Consider the following 21,438-nt stretch of genomic DNA (forward strand, 5'->3'; position numbering starts at 1 on the left):
CCGCCCGTCGTAATTGTTCGTTCACAGGCGGCGGAGCCGCACCAACACCACGATCGCGGCAAGCGCCATCACCGCGGCCGTCGCAAGGGAAGCCACGTGCATGCCGTTCACGAACGCCACGTGTGCGGAATTCGCCAGAGCGTCGCCGATCTCGCCCGGCGTACTGCGGGCGACGCTCACCGCACCACCGAGAGTCTCCTGGGCGGCTGCAGCCTGTTCTCCTCCGAGAGCGGATACGTCGAGACCGCGCCTGAAGTACGACATCACAACCGTCCCGAGCACAGCTACTCCCAAAGCAATGCCGAGTTCGTACGCCGTCTCCGAGACTGCGGACGCAGCACCGGCACGCTCCGGCTCGACCGCGCTGACAACAAGATCGGACGTCAGCGTCAACGCGATGCCGGCGCCTGCGCCGACAAGGACGAAACCGACGATGAACAGTGCGGGACCGCTGTCGACCCGCAGCCCGAACAGCAATGCGGCGCCGACGGCCGCGGCCGCCAGCCCGCCACCGAGAACTGTTCCCGGTGACCAGATCCGGATCAAGTACGCCGCCACGAGAGAAGCCACGATGGACGATGCCGTACCAGGCAACAGCAGCAACCCTGCTTCGAGTGGGCTGTTTCCCAGCACCAACTGCAGATACTGAGCGCCGAAGAACAGCACACCCGCAAGCGCGAACACGGATAGGAAGTTCGTGAACACCGCGGTGGAGAACGCGGGATTGGCGAACAGTCGAAGATCGATCATCGGGTCGGCCGAGCGCTTCTGCCGACGGACGAATGCAATCCCCGCGACAACACCCAAGACCGCTGCAGCGATGTTGATAACGCTGATTCCGTGTGCAGCGGTCTCTTTCACTGCGTAGACCAGCGGAACGAGCGCCAGCATCGACAAACCCGAGCTGACGAGGTCGAACTTGCCCGGGTTGGGGTCCTTCGATTCCGGGATGACAAGCGGACCGAGAGCGATGAGCACGAGCATCACCGGGATGTTGATCAAGAACACCGATCCCCACCAGAAGTGTTCCAACAACCACCCGCCGACCAGAGGTCCGGCGGCGGCTCCACCGCCTGCCATTGCTCCCCACAGGCCGATGGCCATGACGCGCTGGCGCGGGTCGGTGAAGATGGTCCTGATCAGGCCGAGGGTCGCCGGCATCAGCGTCGCTCCGGAGACGCCCTGAAGTACGCGCGCGGCGATCAACATCTCGGGGCTGACCGAGAACGCAGCAACGACGGAGGCGACGCCGAAACCTGCGGCACCGATGAGCAGCAGTTTGCGCCGCCCGACTCGGTCGCCGAGAGTGCCCATCGTGATGAGTAGACCTGCCAGCACGAACGAATACACGTCGATGATCCACAGGAGCTGATTGCTGCTGGGCGCGAGGTCGGAACTGATGAACGGCAGCGCGAGATCGAGGACCGTACCGTCGACCGCGATCAGCAGCACCGCGAAAGCAAGGACGACGAGGCCCAGCCAATCCTTCGGCGTCGCCCGCTGGGTTTCGACCGCCCCGTGTACCCGCAACTCACTCACTGACTTCTCCTATGATCTTTCACCGGCGACTGAACCGTCCAGCCGGTACAGTGAGGCTAGCAGTGAACCGTCCAGCCGGTAAAGCTCTTTTCGGTAGGGTTGCGCCATGTCGTCCGACACACGAGACCGAATACTCGACGCCCTCGAGGAGATGCTGCTGGATCAGGGATTGACCAAGGTCACGCTCGAGAACGTCGCCGCGAAGGCCGGAGTGTCCAAAGGTGGTCTGCTGTACCACTTCAACACCAAGGACGCGATGCTCGCCGCGATGGTCCGACGCCTCGGCGACCTCTCCGACCGGCAGCGTGCCCTCGCCGCCGAGGGAGGCACAACCGTCGCTCACTGGTATTTGCAGCCGCCGGCGTCCATTTCCGACAAAGAAACCGCTCTGTACCGTTCGACCCTTGCCATGCTCCGCAGCGTCGACGGACAACCAGGCGAGATTCAGCAGGCCGTCACCGAGGTCATGCGACTGTGGGACGAGGGCCTGCGCGCCGAGATCGACGACCCGGTCACTGCCGAAATCGTTCGCCTCGTCGGCGACGGAATCTATCTGGGGGCGTTGCTCGACCTCCCCCCCGTCGACCCGGAACTACACCAGAAGGTCGTGGAAAGACTTCTCGGACCCGATCAGGTCAAATAGCGATACGCAGGCGAACCCGGCTCCAACTGCTCCACCGTCAAGCGGGACGTCCGCATACGCTCGAGCAGCGCGCTGAGCCCGGACGCCACGCCGAGTTCGATACCGACGAGCGCAGCTCCGGTCTCCCGGTTGTTGCGCTTGACGTACTCGAACAACGTGACGTCGTCGTCCGGCCCGAGAACTTCGTCGAGGAAGCGCCGCAACGCGCCGGGCTCCTGAGGGAAGTCCACCAGGAAATAGTGCTTGAGTCCCAGGTGCACTAGCGACCGTTCGAGGATTTCCCCGTATCTCGACACATCGTTGTTGCCGCCGGAGATCAAGCACACGACGGTACTTCCCGGGGCTACCGAAACATGTTGCAGCGCAGCCACGCTCAGCGCACCTGCAGGTTCGGCGATGACGCCTTCGTTCTGATACAGGTCCAGCATCGCCGTACAGATCGCACCCTCGTCGATCTGTGTCATCAGGAACGGTCCGTTCGTCTCGTCGCCCGCCGGGAAAGTGGGTACTGCGACCAGAGGTAACGACGCATGCGAGACGACCTCGGCGCCGAGAGCACGCAGCGCCTCGTACGGGACGTCTCCGATCCGCCGCACTGCCGCACCGTCGACGAAGGGGTCGATCTCGTTCAGCGTCACCGGTCCGCCCGCCACCAGTGCCGCGGTCATCGATGCGGCACCGGCCGGCTCGACGCCGACCAACGCGGTCGAAGGAGAGCGTTCGCGAAGGTAGGTCGAGATGCCCGCGATACATCCGCCGCCGCCTACCGGCATGACAACCGTGTCCGGCGCCGAACCGAGCTGCTCGACGATTTCCGCTGCGATGGTTCCCTGTCCGGCAACTGTCCGCTCGTCGTCGAACGGAGGGACCATCGTGGCCCCCGTCCGTGCGACGTCCTCGGCAGCAGCGGCTGCTGCGGCGTCGAACGTATCGCCGAACACGATGAGTTCGACGAACTCGCCGCCGTGAACGATGATCCGATCGCGCTTTTGCTTCGGGGTGTTGGCGGGGACGTAGATTCGGCCGCGCACCTGCATCGAACGGCACGCGAACGCGACGCCTTGCGCGTGGTTGCCCGCGCTTGCCGTCACCACCCCCACGGCGAGTTCATGCGGGGTCAGCTGAGCCATCAGGTTGTACGCGCCCCGGATCTTGTACGAGCGGACGATCTGGAGGTCCTCGCGCTTGAGGTACACGTTGGCGCCGGTGATGGCGGACAATCGCTCGCAGAACTGCAACGGTGTTGCCGCTACGACGTCCGAAATTCGACGGGCAGCCGCATCGATGTCGTCCGCGGTAACCGCGAACGAACGAGCGCTGGAGACGACGACTTCAGGCGAGTGGGGCACCCGTCCATGCTGCCACCAGCGTCGTTCCAGCGTCGACCCGGGACTACCCTCGCGGTGAGAACTGCGACGGCAACGGGACATTGCGCAGATTGGACTTCGCCATCTGGACCGCCTCGCCGACGCCGCCGTTCATGACCATTCGCGACATGGCGAGAGCGAAACCCTTGACCTGTTCACCGGTGATGCTGGGCGGCAACGACAGTGCATTGGGGTCGGTGACGATGTCGACCAGTGCTGGACCGTCGTGATCGAGTGCCGCACGAATGCCCGATTCGAGATCGCCGGGCTGTTCGATGCGTCGCGAGAAGATACCGAGTGCCGCTGCGACGGCTGCGTAGTCGGTCGCCGGCACGTCGACGCCGAAGTCCGGAATGCCGTCGACGAGCATCTCCAGTTTCACCATCCCGAGCGTCGAGTTGTTGAAGACGACGATCTTGACCGGCAACTTGTACATCGCGACGGTGACGAGTTCACCCAGAAGCATCGACAGTCCGCCGTCGCCCGACATCGACACGACCTGACGCGTCGGGAATGCCACCTGGGCGCCGATGGCGTGCGGCAATGCGTTCGCCATCGACCCGTGTAGCGCCGAGGAGATGAACCGGCGTGAGCCGTTCGGGTTCAAGTAGCGAGCTGTCCACACATTGCACATTCCTGTGTCGGCCGTGAAGATCGTGTCGTCCGCGGCGAGATCGTCGAGGATCGACGCGGCGTACTCGGGGTGGATCGGAGTGCGTTGTTTGACAGGCTTCGTGTACGCGCCGACCACCTTGGTCATGAGCTTCTCGTGCCGATCGAGGGTGCGTTCGAGGAATGCTCTGTCGGACTTGCGCTCCACGAGGGGCAGCAGCGCCGCCAGTGTGCTCTTCGCGTCCCCGTGCACTGCGAGATCGAGGCTCGTTCGACGGCCCAGCTTGTCTGCGGCACTGTCGATCTGCGCGGTTCTGACCTTGTCCGGAAGGAACTGGTCGTACGGGAAGTCGGTTCCGATGAGGAGCAACAGGTCTGCATCGTGGATGCCCGCGTGGGCGGCGCCGTATCCGAGCAGGCCGGTCATCCCGATGTCGAACGGATTGTCGTACTGAACGAACTCCTTGCCGCGCAGTGAATGTCCCATCGGCGCGCCCAGCTTCTCGGCGAGATCCAACAGTTCCGGACGTGCATCGCGGACGCCTGCACCCGCAAAGATTGCGACGGTGCCGGCCGCGTTCACCGCGTTGGCCAACTTTTCGACGTCCTCGGCAGCAGGCACGAGTGACGGTGCAGCAGTACGCACATAGGCGGGTGCGGGCCGCCCGATGGGCTCGTCGGCGATGTCGCCCGGCAGCGTGATGACCGCGACTCCGGATTTGCCGACGGCGTGCTGCAGTGCCGAATGCACCACTCGGGGCGACTGTTCGGGTGTGCTGATGAGTTCGGTGTAAACCGAGCACTCGACGAACAATCTGTCGGGATGCGTCTCCTGGAAGAAGCTCGACCCGATCTGCACACTCGGAATGTGCGACGCGATGGCCAATACTGGCGCACCCGACCTGTTGGCGTCGTACAGACCGTTGATGAGGTGCAGGTTGCCCGGTCCGCAGGACCCAGCGCATACCGCGAGCTTCCCGGTGAGCTGAGCCTCGGCCGACGCGGCGAACGCTGCGGCCTCCTCGTGACGAACGTGAACCCAGTCGATGCCGCCCGACTTGGATCCCCCACTACGCCGGACCGCATCGACGATGGGATTGAGACTGTCTCCGACAATTCCGTAAATTCGTTCGACTCCGGCCTCGATCAGTTGTGCGACGATCTGGTCGGCGACGGTCTCGGTTCTCAACTTGCTTGTCTCCTTCAGGTTCTGGACAGGACGAACACGGGAATCTCACGATCGGTTTTGGTCTGGTACTCCGCGTAAGGCGGGAACGCCGCTACAGCGCGCTCCCACCACACGGCCTTCTCGTCACCGGTCACCTCACGAGCGATGTAGTCCGCCTTTTCTGTGCCGTCCTGCAGTTCGACGTGGGGCTCGGCTTTGATGTTGAAGTACCAGACGGGATGCTTCGGCGCCCCGCCCAACGACGCAACAGCCGCGTACTCCCCGTCGTGCTCGACGCGCATCAGTGGCGTCTTTCTCAGCTTTCCCGACTTGTTGCCCTTCGTCGTCAGCAAGATGACTGGCATTCCGTTGAGAGTGGTGCCTTCGGTACCGCCTGAGCCTTCCAACAGCTCGGCCTGTTTGCGTGCCCAATCGGATGTGCTCGGTTCGTATTCACCTGTCAATGGCATGTCTTCCAGTGAACACCTGCGTTGCCGACTGCGCTACCCGCCCGACCGCGCGACACGAGCCCGAATCGTCGAGTTCGGTAGACCGAAACTACTTCTTGGGTATAGCCTGACAACAGATAGCAGCACGCCGAAGGAGTGAATCGATGACGTACGCAATTCCGAGCCTCACGGCTCGTCCGCGCACGAAGGTCAACGCAGTCGATATCGCTGGTACCGCATGGCCGGTGTACAAGATCGAAGCCCTGGTTCTCGGTGCGCTCGTCTTCCTGGGCGCTCTCGCGCTCACCACCTCATTGCAGACCTCGGTGCTCGCGAGCGCGGCCGCCACAGTCGTCACGTGGTGGACACTGCTGATCGTCGAGACCTCGGCGACCAAGCGCGGCTAGCTCCCTTCGCACGCGCGAGGGATCCCACAGCCGGCTGCGGCAGGCGTCAGCCGGCCAGGCACCCAGGCCCGAGGAGTGCCTTCAGGTCACCCATCAACGCCGATGTCGGCGTGACGCGCAAACTGTCGTCGAGTTTCATGGCCGTGACTTTGTCTCCGCTCACCAACCGCAGGTGCACGTCCGACGTTCCGGGGTGACTCATCAGAATCTTCTTCAGCGCTCCGACCTTGTCAGCTGTGCACTGACGTGTCGGCAAGCTCACGGCGAGCGGCCTTGCGACACCGACTGCCGAGAGATCGGGCACGGCAAGGTCGTTGGCGATCAGTGAGATGCGATCGTCGCGGACCGAGACCCGCCCCTTCACCAGCACAACCGAGTCCTCGGTCACGTCTGCACCGAACACCGAGTACGACTGTGGGAAGAACAGCACTTCGATTCCGCCGACGAGGTCTTCGAGCTGTGCCGACGCCCAGGTCAGGCCGTTCTTGTTGATTCTGCGGTTGACCGACGCGAGAATTCCGCCGATGGTGACCTGGGTCCCGTCCTTGATGTCGCCTTCGAGGATCGCGGGGATGTTGGTATCGGACTGCGCAGCCAACATGTGCTCGACGCCGAGCAGCGGGTGCCCCGACACGTAGAGGCCGAGCATCTCTCGCTCCAGTGCGAGGCGGTGCTTGGACTCCCATTCCTCGTCCGGCACACGGACGTTGAACACCGATGAGATTGACTCGTCCGCGTCCTCGCCGCCGAAGAGGTCGAACTGTCCGATTGCCTCGGCCTTCTTGGTTCCCATCACCGAGTCGATGGCGTCGGCGTGAATGAGCATCAGGCCTTTGCGCGGATGCTCGAGCGAATCGAATGCACCCGACTTGATGAGTGATTCGGTCACTTTTTTGCTGCAGGCGGTTGCGTCGATCTTGTTCAGGTAGTCCGAGAAGTCGGTGTACTTGCTCTTCTCCTCGCGCGCCCTGATGATCGACGCCACCACGTTGGTGCCGACGTTGCGAACAGCACCGAGGCCGAACCGGATATCCTTGCCGACCGAGGCGAAGTTGAGCTCGGACTCGTTGACATCCGGTGGGAGCACAGTGATTCCGAGCTTGCGACAGTCGGCGAGGTAGATCGCCGACTTGTCCTTGTCGTCACTGACACTGGTGAGCAAGCCGGCCATGTACTCGCTCGGGTAGTTGGCCTTGAGGTACGCGGTCCAGTACGACACCAGCCCGTAGCCGGCGGAGTGAGACTTGTTGAACGCGTAGCCCGCGAACGGAAGCACGGTGTCCCACAGCGCCTTGATGGCGGCCTCGGAGAAACTGTTGTCCAACATGCCCTGCCGGAATCCGGCGTACGCCTTCTCCAGCTCCGACAGCTTCTTCTTACCCATTGCTCGACGCAGCAGGTCGGCCTGACCGAGCGAGTATCCGGCAACCTTCTGTGCCAGCTGCATGATCTGCTCCTGGTACACGACCAGGCCGTAGGTCTGTCCGAGAATGACCTTGAGCGGCTCTTCGAGCTCGGCGTGAATCGGCTTGACCTCTTGACGGCCGTTCTTGCGATCGGCGTAGTCGTTGTGCGAGTTCATGCCCATCGGGCCCGGGCGATACAGTGCGAGAACAGCGACGATGTCCTCGAATCCGGTGGGCTGCATGCGTCGCAGCAGGTCGCGCATCGCACTACCGTCGAGCTGGAACACTCCGAGTGTGTCACCGCGGGAAAGCAACTCGAACGTCGCCGGATCGTCGAGAGGCAACGAGTCCAGGTCGATGTCGATGCCGCGGTTGGCTTTGATGTTGTCGATGGCGTCACCGATGACGGTGAGGTTGCGCAGACCGAGGAAGTCCATCTTGAGCAGACCGATGGCCTCGCACGACGGGTAGTCCCACCCGGTGATGATCGCGCCGTCCTGCGCACGCTTCCACACGGGAATGGCGTCGGTGAGAGGCTCGGAGGACATGATCACCGCGCAGGCGTGGACGCCCGCATTACGAATCAGACCCTCCAGACCCTTCGCCGTCTTGTAGATGGTCGCCACGTCCGGGTTGGAATCGATCAGCGCACGAACCTCGGTCGCTTCCTTGTACCGCTCGTGCGCGGGATCGGTGATACCCGCGACCGAGATGTCCTTGGCCATGATGGGCGGCGGCAACGCCTTGGTTATCTGGTCCGCGATGTTGAACCCCGGCTGCCCGAACTGCACACGCGCAGAGTCCTTGATGGCGGCCTTGGTCTTGATGGTTCCGAAGGTGATGACCTGTGCGACACGGTCGCTGCCCCACTTCTCGGTGGCGTAGCGAACCATCTCTCCGCGGCGCCGGTCGTCGAAGTCGATATCGATATCGGGCATCGACACACGCTCGGGGTTGAGAAATCGCTCGAACAGCAGGCCGTGTGGCAGCGGGTCGATGTTGGTGATGCCCATCGCGTATGCGACGAGCGAACCTGCAGCCGATCCACGGCCCGGTCCCACGCGAATTCCGACAGTCTTCGCGTGGTTGATGAGGTCGCCGACCACAAGGAAGTAGGCGGGGAATCCCATTTCGAGGATGACGCCGATCTCGTACTTCGCGCGCGAGAGGTACTCCTCGGTCGGTCCGCCCGGAAACCGTCGGTCGAGCCCGGTCATGACCTCGTGTTCGAGCCACGTGCCCTGAGTGTGTCCCTCGGGCACCGGAAAGATCGGCATCCGGTCGCGGTGCTCCCAGACCTCGTCGTAGGGCTGAACGCGTTCGGCGATCAGCAGAGTGCTGTCGCAGGCTCCCGGGACCTGGTCGTCCCACAGCTCGCGCATTTCGGCGGCAGACTTCAGGTAGTAACCGTCACCGTCGAACTTGAACCTGGTCGGATCACTGAGTGTCTTACCGGTCTGAATGCACAGCAGCGCTTCGTGGTTCTCCGCTGCATCCTTGGTGACGTAGTGGCAGTCGTTGGTCGCGAGAGGCGGAATCGAGAGCTTCTGTCCGATGTCGAGCAGGCCTTCACGGACACGTCGCTCGATCGACAATCCATGATCCATCAGCTCGAGAAAGAAGTTGTCCGGTCCCCAGATCTCGCGCCACTTGGCTGCGGCTTCGAGGGCCTCGCGGTCCTGTCCGAGGCGCAGTCGCGTCTGAACTTCGCCGGAAGGGCAGCCGGTGGTGGCGATAATGCCTTCGGCATGCGAGGCGATGATCTCCTCGTCCATCCGTGCCCACTTGCCGAGCTGGCCCTCGATGGATGCCAGGGACGAGAGTTTGAACAAATTCCTGACGCCCGTCGCGTTCTCGGCGACCATGGTCATGTGGGTGTACGCGCCGCTACCGGAAACGTCGTCGGACTTCTGACTTCGGTCGCCCCACAGAACACGCTTCTTGTTGAATCGTGACTCGGGGGCTATGTAGGCCTCGATGCCGATGATCGGCTTGATGCCTGCCTTCTTGGCTTCGTTGTAGAACTCGCTCGCTCCGTACATGTTGCCGTGATCTGTCATACCGACAGCGGTCATTCCCAACCGATTCGCCTCCGCGAACAGCGGTGCAATCTTGGCCGCGCCGTCGAGCATCGAGTACTCGGTGTGGTTGTGCAGATGAACGAACGAGTCAGCCACGAAGTTGTCTCCTGAGGGTCACACGGGTCTAAATTTCTGACGCCGAAGCGCTACTCACTCTAGGCGTTCGAACCGACAGATCCTCCCGCACTCTCGGTGTGTCCGACCCACCAGCGTGTCGGCCCTGGCGGCGTCGTGACGGGTGTGACGGAAGAGACGCATGTAGGGAATCCGGGTGGCGGCGAACCTGCCTACGCCGGCGGAATCGGCCCGTCGTCCGGTAGCGGACCGACGACATCGACGTAGTCCGGCAGCAACGCTCGGACCGCGAACTTCCCAGCCCTCGCGTCGGAGGGAAGTGACTCCACCGCCCTCACGTCGGGTCTCGACCGAATCGAATCGAGTGCCGTCGCCGGTGCATGGACGACGAGACCCACCACGCAGTCGCAGCCCGCGGCAAGCCGGGACGCGGACACGCCGTCGATCTGCGCCTGGCGGTCCCACTGACCCATCGAGCCCTGCAGACGCGACGCCGCAACATCGCCGGCTTCCGTGACAGATCGTTCGGTGCCGGGAACACCGACGGCGATCACCTGAGTCTGTACGCGCTCCAACGGCACTCGCACGAGGACCTGAGCGATACGCACACCACCAGCCGCCTCGAAGGCACCGACGGGGGATGTCTCAGCGGTGAACGAGACGAGGCTCCAATGCAGATCGTCATCAGCCGAAGCCAGGTCGACACTCTCCCATGAACGAGCGATGTACTCGTCCACCGTTTCCCCGTTGTCCGGGCCCAGGCGGTCGGTGTTCACGCCGGGCCTCGGAATCGGATTCGCGACGCCGACGAACCAGAACAGAAGAAGAAACGCCAGGACGAGCACCCCTAACTCACCGACACGTCTCCACCTCGTCATGCCGAGCGCAACACCTCGAGTGCATGTTTCAGATCGGCGGGGTATTCGCTCTCGATCTCCACCCAACGACCGTCCGACGGGTGTGCGAATCCAAGAGACTTGGCGTGCAGCCACTGACGTTCGAGACCGAGGCGTTCGGCCAGTCGGGGGTCGGCGCCGTACGTCAGGTCGCCGCAGCACGGGTGGCGCAGCGCGGAGAAGTGGACGCGAATTTGGTGTGTTCGCCCCGTCTCCAGATGGACATCGAGCAGGCTCGCCGCCTGGAACGCTTCGATCGTGTCGTAGTGCGTCACACTCGCCTTGCCGTCGGCCCGCACCGCGAACTTCCAGTCGTTGCTGCCGTGCCTGGCGATCGGAGCGTCGATCGTACCGCTGCTCGGATCCGGATGCCCTTGCACGAGTGCGTGATACCGCTTCTCGATGGTCCGCTGCTTGAATGCTCGTTTGAGCACGGTGTACGCCCGTTCGGACGTGGCAACGACCATGACACCCGACGTACCGACGTCGAGACGATGCACGATGCCCTGCCGCTCGTGCGCACCCGACGTCGAGATGCGGAACCCGGCCGCGGCAAGGCCACCGATGACCGTCGGTCCGGTCCAGCCGACGCTGGCGTGAGCTGCGACACCGACGGGCTTGTCGACGGCGACGATGTCGTCGTCGGCATACAGAATCTCCATGCCGTCCACAGGTTCTGCTTCGATGGTCAGTTCACGCGCCGGTTCGGGCAGAACAACCTCGAGCCACGATCCAGCCGACAGCCGATCGGACTTACCCGCGGCCACCCCGCCGACGGACACCGACCCCTCCTCGGCCAACGCGGCCACGACGGTTCGCGACAGCCCGAGCAGCCTGGAGACTCCCGCATCGACCCTCATGCCGTCCAACCCGTCGGGAACGGGCATCGATCGCGATTCCCTCACTTGCCACCGGCCGAACCGGCGTCGGCGACGTCCTTCTTCGACGACGCCCGTTCACCGTTCGGTTCGAATCCGAACAGGCTGAGCAGGACCAACAGGATCGCGCCACACACGATCGAGGAGTCGGCGACGTTGAACACCGGCCACCAACCGACCGAGACGAAGTCGACGACATGGCCCTGAAGCGGGCCGGGAGAACGGAAGAAGCGATCGATGAGGTTGCCGAGTGCTCCACCGAGCACAAGACCCAATCCGAGCGCCCAGGGCGTCGACCGCAGCGTACGACCGATGCGGATCACCCCGATGACGACGCATACCGCGACGATCGTGAGGAGCCACGTCATCCCTGTCGCCATCGAGAACGCGGCGCCTGGGTTCCGAACGAGACGCAACGTCACCACGTCGCCGATGATCGAGACCGGCCTGCCTGGCGTGATCCAATGCACGACCGCAATCTTGGTGACCAGATCGAATGCGAGGACGACGAACGCAATCAGTATCAGCAGCCTCGTGCGCAGTGCGCGGGGAGCCATTCCCTCTGCGGGCACGCTGCGCTCTGTGTCACCGGGCTCTGTATTACCGAGCTCTGTGTGACTGGGCTCGGCGCTGGCCTGTTCCGTGCTGGTCGGCTGATCGGCACCGGGATCGGGACCCGGCTCTGGACTGGTCGAATCGGTCGGACGGTCGTCACTCACACCCCCATCATGGCGCATCGAAGCCCCGCAGCCCTCACCCGGATCCGAGTCGGCCGCGCGCTCCGACCGACTGTCCGTAGCCTGGTCCCGTGATCTCGACTATCAAGACCCCGCCGCTACGTATCCGATATCTTGCCGTCGCGGTCACCGCAACTGCGCTGCTTGCCGGGTGCGGAAGTGCGGACGACGACGCAAGCGGTGACGAGTCGTCGCCGGCGACGACGACGTCGGGAGTGTCGCTGCCCGTCACCCCCGTGACGATCGAACTCGTAGATCCGGGGACCGAACCGCGCAGTCCCGTCACCCCCGACCTTTCCGGCGAGCAGTCGGTCACGCTGACGACCAGCTCGTCGGTCACACAACAAATCGACGACCAGGCGGTCCAGGATTTCTCGACCCCCGAGCTGACAATTCCGCTCGTCGCGCGAGCACCCGAATCCGACGACGACCGCGAAGTGAATCTCCGCGTGGGCACCGCTACGTCCGCCGACCAGAGACTCACCGAGGCACTGGCGGCCGCGGACGGCTCCGAAGCCGGGCTGACGGTGACCGACACGGGTGCAGTCACGGCGCTGCGGATCACACCGGCCGACGCTGCTCAGGACTCGGCGCGAGCAGCCATTGAACAAGCGCTGAACCAGGCTGTATACCGCTCGATCTCGTTCCCGGAGGGCGAGGTAGGCATCGGGGCAGTCTGGACGGCACAACAGCAGGTGATCAGCGGCCTCACGCTGAACCAGACCACCACGGCGACACTGCGCGAACGCACCGGTGATGTGATGACGGTCGATATCCGAATCGATCAAACACCTGAGTCGACGACGCTCGAACTCCCCGACGACGGGGGCCAGCTCGCAATCGACACGTACACGATGACGGGGACCGGAACGCTCCAAATCGACCTGACCAAACCGCTCCCGGTAGGGGGCGAGGTCACGGTAGGCGGAAACCAGCAGTACTCGGATCCGGAAGGTACGACAGTGCTGCGTCAGGACATCGCCGACACGCTTCGTTGGACTACCGCGTGAACCGGTGGTCGATCGTCGTTGCCGCGGTATCGATTCTCGGACTGACCGCGTGCGGCGGAACCGACGACAATGCCTCCGACGCTGCGCGCGTGGAGGCGGCACCAGAAGTCGCCGCACCGAACCCCTTGACCGGTGCCGCGATCACCGACGAAGCCGATCTACAGTCCCGTTTGCTCACGACCGACGATCTACCGGCCGGCTTCACCGTCGTCGCCGATCCCGTTCGCGATCTCGGACTCGATCCGGCGCCTCAGTACGACGCGGAGGACAAGTCCGGCACCGATCCACAGCGTTGTGCCGACGTGCTCGCCGAAATAACCCGGCAGTCCCCCGGCGCCGCGGTCGACGCCAAGGTTCGATACTCCGGACCCGACTTTTCCTCGATCGACCAAGACGCTGCCAGTTACCTCGGCGACGGTGCTGCCGACGCGTTCTCCGCTGTCCAGCAGACCCTGGGGTCCTGCTCCGAGTACTCCGGCACCGACGCCGACGGCATCGCAGTCGAATACTCGGTCAGTGCACGCAAACAGGAGACGATCGGGGATGCGTCGACGTCCGTTCGACTGGAGACGACAAGCGAGGGATACACACTCGTATCGGATGCGGTGGTGACCGTCGTCGATCACACCGTCGTTCAGCTCGTCGCCACCAGTCAGGAGGGAGTCGATCCCAGCTCTCTCACGGAGCTGGCTCGCACGGCCGCTGATCGAATCCGCGGCGTCGGCGCCGGTCTCTGACCGCAACCGGACTACCCCGAAACGACTCGATGCCGGTGCCGCCTCCCGTTCGGAGGCGGCACCGGCATCGGTATATCGGGGCGACGCTAGTGAATCAAGCGCACGCAGGCGAGGTCAGCTGCGCGAGCTGAACCAGACCACACGCGTTGTCCTTCGAGAGCTTCCACACGCCGTCTTCGGCGACGAAGACGAAGCTTCCCGGGTTGGCCTGACCGTTGATGGTCAAGGTCGCACCTGCGTTGAGGGTGCCGTCACCGAGGTCGTCGACGCTCGTGATCTGGATTTGTGCACCGTTCTGTACGGCAGCTGCGGCGACCTGGTTGATGAGCTCAGGGTCTGCTTCCGCTCCCTGGATCAGCTGCGCCTTCTCCTCGACCGGAACAGCCGGGTCGAGACCGCGAAGCAGTTCGGTGTTGAGCTCTTCGGGAGTGGGGACGGGAGGAAGATCTCCCGCGGGCGGGGTGGCCGCCGAGGACGCTGCCGAGGACGTCGTCGTCGTCTTGGTGTCGCTGCTGTTATCGGAGCTACATGCCGTCATTGTCAACGCTGCGGCGATTGCGACGCCTGCAACGATGGCCTTACGGGTGTTACGAAGCTTCAAGTGCTCTGTCCCTTCGGTAGTGCTTATCGCGGTATTGGTTCTCGGTCATGTGCTGTCGCCCGCACGGAGCGACGTCGGCCTGAGTTCATCCCGGCTGCTCCACTATGCCATCCGGGAGGTCGACCGGAAAGAAGCAAGGCTACTCACCGGTAGGAATCACTGTCATTTCATGCTGTCGAGTGCATCCGCCACAACGAGTAGGTTGTCTCGCTCGGCGAAAGTCCGAGCCCGACCCGGCCCTGACGACCGCGTCTCGAAACGGACGGTCACTACGGAATGACCGGCCCCCTGGATCCACCCGTGTCCGTATTCAGGATGCCTTACATCGATACCAGGTTGCCAGTTCGGGCCCTGTTCTCTTACCGAAGCCACAATGTCTCCCACCGCAGGTTCGTCGCCCACTGCAACATCCGTTTCGTGGTCCAGCTCGGGAAACAACGACCCTTGCTGGACGCTGGACAGTCCGGCCAAACCGACTCCGACCAGGCGAACGGGACCGAGTTCGACGGGATCGAGGACCTGACGCTGTGCGGTCGCGACAATGGTCTGCTTGTCGACCGTCGCGTACGGAAGGGTCACCGACCGGGTCACGATGCTCATGTCCGATTTGCGGAGTTTCAGCACGACGGTTCGAGCGGCGCGACCGTCTTTCAGCAACCGCCGGTGTGCCGCGTCCGCGCTCGCCTCCACGGCTGCTCGAAGCTGAGCGAGGGTGACGAGGTCATGCGCAAAGGTGGTCTCGGCGCTGACCTGCTTCGCCTCGGCGCGTTCCGCAACGACCCTGTCGTCGATGCCTCGCGCGAGCTTGTGCAATGCCGGCCCGACCGTCGCACCCAGGATCGACGCGACCTCCGATTCGGGCGTCGCGACGAACTTGCCTATCGTGTCGATGCCCAGACGTCGAAGTTTGTCGTCCGCCACCGGACCGATCCCCCACAGCTTTCGCACCGGCAATGCCGCCATCAGCGCAGTCTGCTCGGCGGGCGAGACGACTCGGACGCCGTCGGGTTTGGCGAGTCCCGACGCGATCTTGGCGATCTGCTTCCCGGTGCCCGCGCCGAGCGATGCCACGAGCCCTGTTTCGTTCATGACGATGGTCCGCAGCATCTCGCAGAACTCGGCGACTTCCGCCGCGGTCGCGCCCGCAAGTTCGGCGGGTTCGCCGAAGCCCTCGTCCATCGACAGCTGTTCGATGACCGGCATCCGCACGCGCAGACCGTCGAAGACCTGTCGACTCAGTGCCTGGTAGAGAGCCCCGCGCGGCGGCAGCACCACGGCGCCCGCACCTACGAGGCGTCGTGCCTGATGCATGGGCATCGCCGACCGTGCACCGAACACTCGAGCTTCGTAACTGCACCCCGCAACTACCCCTCGGCCGCCGGCTCCGCCGACGAGTACGGGTCTACCGCGCAGCGTCGGACGTGTGAGCTGCTCGACCGACGCGAAGAATGCGTCCATGTCGAGATGCAGCACCCAACGCCTACTGCGTGAGTCGGTCACAACCAAAAAATACCCTTGAGCAAGGACACGTCACGTCTTCGAGAGGGGGAATCCGAGCGCAGACGCAGCCCGCCCAGGCGACGGCTCTGCCCATCTCTCCGCATAGACGTCGTTGGCGGTCAACGACCTGGTGACCGCTCGGTCGATGTAGACGGTGCCGTAAAGGTGATCCGTCTCGTGCGCGACGATTCGAGCAGGCCAACCGTGGAACACCTCGTCGATATCGGTGCCACTGTCATCGACGCACCGCAGATGGACAGAGGCCGCCCTCGGGACTACTGCCTGATAACCGGGCACGCTGAGGCAGCCTTCGTAGAATTCTCGTTTTTCGTGGCCCACCGAGGTGTAGGTCGGATTGATCACCACTCGAAACGGAAGCGGAGTCCGCTCACGAACACGTGATACTTCTTCGCTCACGTCGTACATGTCCTCGATGACCGCAAGGGCCAGGGGAATGCCGATCTGCGGCGCAGCGAGCCCGACACCGGGTGCGTCGTGCATGGTGGCACGCATGACCTCGACCAGACGAGCGAGCGTGCGGCGTTCGAGCTGACCGTCGAGCGCTGCCGCAGGCGTACGCAAGACCGGTTCACCGACAGTGACGATGGGCACGACCCCGTCGCGAGCTCCCGACAGGAGCTCGCGAACGGCGTCTTCGACGGATTCTCCCGCGGTCATCGTCCAGGACTGATCGGTGCTCGAGTGATGAGGGCGCGAACGCCTTCCCCGAGTTCGACAGCATCGACGCCGGGGTCACCGTCGACGAGCGTCAGCGCCAGGACTTCGCCCGCGATCAAGTCCCGGTGCGTATCGAGCCACTCTTGTCGGTCCGAAGGAACGGCGACCACGATGTCGATTCGATCCGACACGTCGAGTCCCAGGTTGCGACGCGCGTCCTGGAACTCGCGAATGCGGTCCTTGGCCCACCCTTCGGCTTCGAGCTCGGCGGTGACGCGGGAGTCGAGCACAACCAGACCGATGTTTCCCGGCAGCGCTGCCGTCGAATCCGGTTCGGCTGCAACCAGTTTGCGCGTGTACTCCGTGGGCAGCAGTTCGATGCCCGCCGCGACGACGGTCCCCGACTCGTCCTCGCTCCAGTCCCCCGACTTGACAGCCTTGATGACCTTCTGGACGTCCTTGCCGATACGAGGTCCCGCGGCACGCGCGTTGACGACGAGCTCGAACTTGCCGTGCACCGCCACGTCGTCGGTGAGATCGACCTTCTTGACGTTGACCTCGTCGGCGATGATGTCGGCGTACGGACGCAGACGCTCGGCATCCTCGGCAGCGACCGTCACCTCGGGCAGCGGCAACCGCACGCGCAAGTTCTGCGCCTTACGAAGACCGAGCACCGCCCCACACACGGTCCGAACCTCGTCCATCGCATCGACGAGTTCGGGATCCGACGGGAGGTCCTCGGCTGCAGGCCAATCTGTCAGGTGTACCGAACGCCCACCGGTCAGACCACGCCAGACGACCTCGGTCACCAGCGGGAGCAGCGGCGCGGCAATACGTGTGAGCACCTCGAGCACGGTGTGGAGCGTGTCGATCGCGTCGACGTCCTCGCTCCAGAACCGCGACCGTGATCGGCGGACGTACCAGTTGGTCAAGGCATCGCAGAAGATCCGGAGTTCGTCGCACGCGCCGGCGATGTCGTTGCCTTCGAGCGCATCGGTGATCGCATCGCGGGTCGCCGAGAGCTTCGCCAGAACGTAGCGATCGAGCACGTTCGGCGAATCGGTGCGCCACGTCCCCGGCTTGGGCGCGTAGAGCTGCAGGAAGCTCCAGGCATTCCAGATCGGCAGCAGTGCCTGCCGCACTCCCTCGCGGATGCCCTGCTCGGTGACGATGAGGTTGCCGCCGCGCAGGATCGGGGACGACATCAGGAACCACCGCATGGCATCGGAGCCGTCGCGGTCGAAGACCTCCTTGACGTCCGGGTAGTTACCCTTGGACTTGCTCATCTTCAGACCATCGTCACCGAGCACGATGCCGTGTGCCGCAACGGTTTTGAACGCAGGTCGATCGAAGAGCGCGGTTGCCAACACGTGCAGCGTGTAGAACCATCCGCGCGTCTGACCGTTGTACTCCACGATGAAGTCACCCGGATTGTGCGTGTGGAACCACTCTTCGTTCTCGAATGGAAAGTGCACCTGCGCGTACGGCATGGACCCGGACTCGAACCAGCAGTCGAGCACCTCCGGCACCCGGCGCATAGTGGATCTTCCCGTCGGATCGTCGGGGTTCGGACGGGTCAGATCGTCGATGTACGGTCGGTGAAGATCGTCCGGGCGGACGCCGAAGTCACGCTCCAGCTCGTCGAGACTGCCGTACACGTCGAGCCGCGGGTACTCGGGGTCGTCGGACGTCCACACCGGAATGGGGCTGCCCCAGTACCGGTTTCGACTGATGTTCCAGTCACGCGCGCCTTCGAGCCACTTGCCGAACTGGCCGTCCTTGATGTGTTCGGGAACCCAGGTGATCTGCTGGTTGAGCTCCACCATGCGATCACGGAACTTCGTCACGGCGACGAACCACGAGGGCACCGCCATGTAGATCAGCGGTTGACCGCTGCGCCAACTGTGCGGATACGAGTGTTCGATGGTTTCGTGACGCAGGAGTCGGCCCGAGGCCTTGAGATCTTTGATGATGACGGGATTGGCGTCGAACACCATAAGGCCCTCGTATGGCGGGACGAGGGACGTGAACTTGCCGCCTGGATCGAGGGGCTGCACTACCTCGATACCGTTGGCAGTCGCGACGTCCATGTCCTCCTCACCGAATGCCGGTGCGAGGTGGACGATTCCGGTGCCGGAATCGGTGGTGACGTAATCGGCCTGCAACACCCTGTGGGAATTCTCGTGTCCGATAAAGAAATCGAACGGCGGTGCGTACGAGAGGCCTACCAATTCCGCTCCCGTGTGCTCCGACAGAACTTCGGGCTGCTCGCCGAGCTCACGCGAGTAGTGCGACAGGCGGGCCGCAGCGAGAACGTAGCGCTGATCGTCCGCGCCGCGGACCTGGACGTAGGCCACCTCGGGGTTGACTGCCATCGCGAGATTGGAGGGCAAGGTCCACGGAGTCGTCGTCCAGATCAGAGCGTTCGCACCGTCGAGGGGCGAACCTGGCGCGGACAGCGGCATCGTGACCGTGACCGCGGGGTCCTGGCGCATCTTGTACGCGTCGTCGAGACGTGTTTCCTGGTTCGACAGAGGAGTCTGCTCGTACCAGCTGTACGGCAGTACTCGGTAGCCCTGGTAGATCAATCCCTTGTCGAACAAGGTCTTGAACGCCCACATGACCGACTCCATGAAGTCGAGGTCGAGGGTCTTGTAGTCGTTGTCGAAATCGACCCACCGGGCCTGGCGGGTGACGTAGTCCCGCCACTCGCCGGTGTACTGCAGCACGGACTGCTTGCAGTACGCGTTGAACTTGGCGAGTCCCATCTCGTCGATCTCGGACTTGTCCTTGATCCCGAGTTGTTTCTCGGCTTCGAGTTCGGCGGGCAAACCGTGACAGTCCCAACCGAAGCGCCGTTCGACCTTTCTGCCCCGCATGGTCTGGAACCTCGGTACAAGGTCCTTGACGTACCCGGTCAACAGGTGGCCGTAGTGCGGGAGGCCGTTGGCGAAGGGCGGACCGTCGTAGAAGACGAACTCCTCGGCACCTTCACGGTTGTCGATGCTCGCACGAAACGTGCTGTCAGCGGCCCACGCGTCGAGCACCTTCTTTTCGAGCTCGGGAAAGGACACACTTCCGGCTCTGGTGCCCGAGATGTCGACGAGCGGGTAAGAATCGCGATCGGGTGACGTAGTGCTCATTCTTCGGTCTCCTCCGTGCCGACCGTTCCCAGTCACGCGGAACGGTTCTTTTCAGCTTCGGCACGGGGACGACAACCGGCGTCACGGGACGCCGGTACCGCGGTACCACCCCGTTTGCATCGAGACTCGCATCGTTCGCGCGAACATCGACGCCACTCGCACAGCTGTGTCGGGCTTACCCGTCCGGTTCTACTGAGCGCGCACGCGCGCCGTTCTTCCGAAGACTCCCCGGTGATGGCCGGATCGCAGTCTGATTTTCAAGTATCGCTCGTACAAGTCCACCGCTGATACTACGACAGCGTCACGCCGACTACTGCTCGGGTGGCGGCCTTCGCCCCGTCAAGGCTCCTGCGAGAAGCAGGACCGCCCCGACGGCACACACTGCGATGCAACCCCAGGCCCAGAGAACCGAGCCCGTCATCAAGGCGATGACCAGCAGACCGAAGCCAACTCCCGCTGCACAGAGGGTCAGGACCAGCACGCCGCTCCTCGTTCCGAATCCGCCTCGCGGCGATCGTCAGACCGGAGCTTCAGTTGTTGCCCTTGGCGTAGGACTGGCTGTATCCGGAGGACTGGTCGTTCTGGTTGAAACTGTCCGAACCGTTGTCGACCGGTAAAGCAGACGACCGGTTCTCCAGCTCCTCGAGCTGCGACTCCAGGTACGACTTTAGCCGCACGCGGTACTCGCGCTCGAACGTCTTGAGCTGCTCGATGCGACCTTCGAGCACGGACCGCTGCTCGTTGATCGTCGCCATGATCTCGGTGTGCTTGCGCTCGGCATCGGCCTGCAGAGCATCGGCCTTCTCTTTTGCCTGGCGAAGCTGCGTCTCGGAGCGAGTCTGTGCATCCGACAGCAACGAATCCGACTTCTGGCGAGCGTCCGACACCATAGCTTCGGACCGCGTACGCGCATCGGTGACCAGGCGCTCGGCGTTGGTGCGAGCATTACCGAGCAGCTGCTCGGATTCGGTCTTCGCGTCACTCGTGAGGCGATCGGCCATCTCCTGGGCGAGGCCGAGAATCTTGGCCGCCTGCATGTTGGAGTCGCCGCCCTGCGATGGGGCGGCAGCAGCGACGGGTGCAGGTGCGGGTGCAACAACCGGAGCCGGCTTGGGCGGCTCGACGGGCCGCTGCGGCTCGGGCGCCTTCTGCTGGACCGGAGCAGCCTGCTGCGGGCCACCCTGACGGACGGCGCTCTTGGCGTCGGCAAGCTCCTGGTCGAGCTCTCCGACCCGCTGTCGGAGGTCGGCGTTCTCTTCGATCAGTCGAGACAGCTCCTGCTCGACCAGGTCGAGAAAAGCGTCCACCTCGTCTTCGTTGTAGCCACGCTTACCGATAGGCGGCTTGCTGAACGCGACATTGTGCACATCAGCTGGAGTCAGCGGCATGGAAGGATCCCTTCACGCGTTTTAGGGCGGTAGAGCAAGCATTCAGTTATATCCCATTCCGCACGTACCGGAACAATCAAACTGTAACTGGCGTCCATTCTGTCACACCGGTCGCGCAGGTCG

Annotated in this window: 18 protein-coding genes; 4 read left to right on the forward strand and 14 right to left on the reverse strand. The window is 63.6% G+C overall.

Going from position 1 to position 21,438, the window contains the following annotated elements; genetic code table 11:
- Positions 1-21: 21 nt before the first annotated feature.
- On the reverse strand, positions 22-1,539 hold the full coding sequence (locus D8W71_RS18600; RefSeq protein WP_121115491.1) for an MFS transporter: 1,518 nt from the start codon (positions 1,537-1,539) through the stop codon (positions 22-24).
- Between the two features lie 106 nt (positions 1,540-1,645).
- Between D8W71_RS18600 and D8W71_RS18605 the strand changes: the two genes are divergently transcribed.
- A complete protein-coding gene (locus D8W71_RS18605; protein WP_121115493.1) occupies positions 1,646-2,182 on the forward strand; it encodes a TetR/AcrR family transcriptional regulator in 537 nt (178 codons plus the stop codon).
- On the opposite strand, the gene ilvA is transcribed toward D8W71_RS18605, so the two are convergent.
- Genes ilvA through D8W71_RS18620 form a run of 3 tightly spaced genes read right to left on the reverse strand, consistent with a single transcriptional unit; the run spans position 2,170 to position 5,799 of the window.
- Complete coding sequence (gene ilvA, locus D8W71_RS18610; RefSeq protein WP_121115495.1) at positions 2,170-3,531, reverse strand: threonine ammonia-lyase IlvA; 1,362 nt, start codon at positions 3,529-3,531, stop codon at positions 2,170-2,172. The two genes, D8W71_RS18605 and ilvA, sit on opposite strands and share 13 nt — an antisense overlap.
- Before the next feature lie 43 nt (positions 3,532-3,574).
- Positions 3,575-5,350, reverse strand: a complete 1,776-nt coding sequence (locus tag D8W71_RS18615) for a pyruvate dehydrogenase (protein ID WP_121115498.1) — start codon at positions 5,348-5,350, stop codon at positions 3,575-3,577.
- A 14-nt stretch (positions 5,351-5,364) separates the two neighbouring features.
- Entirely contained in the window at positions 5,365-5,799 is a 435-nt protein-coding gene (locus D8W71_RS18620; RefSeq protein WP_121115500.1) for a nitroreductase family deazaflavin-dependent oxidoreductase, read from the reverse strand.
- Positions 5,800-5,942: 143 nt separating this feature from the next.
- On the opposite strand from D8W71_RS18620, the gene D8W71_RS18625 reads away from it, so the two are divergent.
- The gene (locus D8W71_RS18625; protein ID WP_121115502.1) at positions 5,943-6,185 is read left to right on the forward strand and encodes a hypothetical protein; all 243 of its coding nucleotides are present in this window, start codon (positions 5,943-5,945) and stop codon (positions 6,183-6,185) included.
- A gap of 46 nt (positions 6,186-6,231) precedes the next feature.
- On the opposite strand, the gene dnaE is transcribed toward D8W71_RS18625, so the two are convergent.
- From dnaE to lspA, 4 genes are all read right to left on the reverse strand, one after another.
- A complete protein-coding gene (dnaE, locus tag D8W71_RS18630) occupies positions 6,232-9,768 on the reverse strand; it encodes a DNA polymerase III subunit alpha (RefSeq protein WP_121115504.1) in 3,537 nt (1,178 codons plus the stop codon).
- Between the two features lie 191 nt (positions 9,769-9,959).
- Positions 9,960-10,625, reverse strand: coding sequence for a hypothetical protein (locus D8W71_RS18635; RefSeq protein ID WP_121115506.1), 666 nt, complete (start codon positions 10,623-10,625; stop codon positions 9,960-9,962).
- A complete protein-coding gene (locus D8W71_RS18640) occupies positions 10,622-11,548 on the reverse strand; it encodes an RluA family pseudouridine synthase (protein WP_121115508.1) in 927 nt (308 codons plus the stop codon). The genes D8W71_RS18635 and D8W71_RS18640 overlap by 4 nt, the downstream gene beginning before the upstream one ends.
- Entirely contained in the window at positions 11,545-12,093 is a 549-nt protein-coding gene (gene lspA / locus D8W71_RS18645) for a signal peptidase II (RefSeq protein ID WP_236078077.1), read from the reverse strand. Before lspA ends, D8W71_RS18640 begins: the two co-directional genes overlap by 4 nt.
- Positions 12,094-12,329: 236 nt before the next feature.
- Here lspA and D8W71_RS18650 point away from each other — a divergent pair, with 236 nt between their 5' ends.
- Both D8W71_RS18650 and D8W71_RS18655 read left to right on the forward strand, forming a co-directional pair.
- Positions 12,330-13,268, forward strand: a complete 939-nt coding sequence (locus D8W71_RS18650; RefSeq protein WP_236077500.1) for a hypothetical protein — start codon at positions 12,330-12,332, stop codon at positions 13,266-13,268.
- Positions 13,265-14,005: a hypothetical protein gene (locus D8W71_RS18655; RefSeq protein ID WP_236077501.1), complete on the forward strand. Its 741-nt coding sequence runs from the start codon at positions 13,265-13,267 to the stop codon at positions 14,003-14,005. Before D8W71_RS18650 ends, D8W71_RS18655 begins: the two co-directional genes overlap by 4 nt.
- 94 nt (positions 14,006-14,099) lie before the next feature.
- Here D8W71_RS18655 and D8W71_RS18660 read toward each other — a convergent pair whose 3' ends face one another.
- From D8W71_RS18660 to wag31, 6 genes are all read right to left on the reverse strand, one after another.
- Positions 14,100-14,606, reverse strand: coding sequence for a hypothetical protein (locus D8W71_RS18660; RefSeq protein ID WP_121115514.1), 507 nt, complete (start codon positions 14,604-14,606; stop codon positions 14,100-14,102).
- Positions 14,607-14,768: 162 nt separating this feature from the next.
- Complete coding sequence (locus D8W71_RS18665; RefSeq protein WP_236078079.1) at positions 14,769-16,064, reverse strand: DNA polymerase IV; 1,296 nt, start codon at positions 16,062-16,064, stop codon at positions 14,769-14,771.
- Between the two features lie 72 nt (positions 16,065-16,136).
- Positions 16,137-16,784 carry a peptide deformylase gene (locus D8W71_RS18670; protein ID WP_121115518.1) on the reverse strand — a complete coding sequence of 216 codons (648 nt, stop codon included), beginning with the start codon at positions 16,782-16,784 and terminating at the stop codon, positions 16,137-16,139.
- Positions 16,781-19,927, reverse strand: a complete 3,147-nt coding sequence (gene ileS, locus D8W71_RS18675) for an isoleucine--tRNA ligase (protein WP_121115520.1) — start codon at positions 19,925-19,927, stop codon at positions 16,781-16,783. The genes D8W71_RS18670 and ileS overlap by 4 nt, the downstream gene beginning before the upstream one ends.
- Before the next feature lie 310 nt (positions 19,928-20,237).
- Positions 20,238-20,408: a hypothetical protein gene (locus tag D8W71_RS27655; RefSeq protein WP_201265125.1), complete on the reverse strand. Its 171-nt coding sequence runs from the start codon at positions 20,406-20,408 to the stop codon at positions 20,238-20,240.
- A 49-nt stretch (positions 20,409-20,457) separates the two neighbouring features.
- Positions 20,458-21,315, reverse strand: coding sequence for a DivIVA-like cell division protein Wag31 (wag31, locus tag D8W71_RS18680; RefSeq protein ID WP_121115522.1), 858 nt, complete (start codon positions 21,313-21,315; stop codon positions 20,458-20,460).
- Positions 21,316-21,438 lie beyond the last annotated feature (123 nt).

Source organism: Rhodococcus sp. P1Y (assembly GCF_003641205.1).
GTDB lineage: Bacteria > Actinomycetota > Actinomycetes > Mycobacteriales > Mycobacteriaceae > Rhodococcoides.

Coding starts and splice junctions, on each gene's coding strand:
- ileS (WP_121115520.1), bottom strand. CDS start 19,927: ATGAGCACTACGTCACCCGATCGCGATTCTTACCCGCTCGTCGACATC.
- D8W71_RS18635 (WP_121115506.1), bottom strand. CDS start 10,625: ATGACGAGGTGGAGACGTGTCGGTGAGTTAGGGGTGCTCGTCCTGGCG.
- D8W71_RS18620 (WP_121115500.1), bottom strand. CDS start 5,799: ATGCCATTGACAGGTGAATACGAACCGAGCACATCCGATTGGGCACGC.
- D8W71_RS18665 (WP_236078079.1), bottom strand. CDS start 16,064: ATGGACGCATTCTTCGCGTCGGTCGAGCAGCTCACACGTCCGACGCTG.
- D8W71_RS18605 (WP_121115493.1), top strand. CDS start 1,646: ATGTCGTCCGACACACGAGACCGAATACTCGACGCCCTCGAGGAGATG.
- D8W71_RS18670 (WP_121115518.1), bottom strand. CDS start 16,784: ATGACCGCGGGAGAATCCGTCGAAGACGCCGTTCGCGAGCTCCTGTCG.
- wag31 (WP_121115522.1), bottom strand. CDS start 21,315: ATGCCGCTGACTCCAGCTGATGTGCACAATGTCGCGTTCAGCAAGCCG.
- D8W71_RS18625 (WP_121115502.1), top strand. CDS start 5,943: ATGACGTACGCAATTCCGAGCCTCACGGCTCGTCCGCGCACGAAGGTC.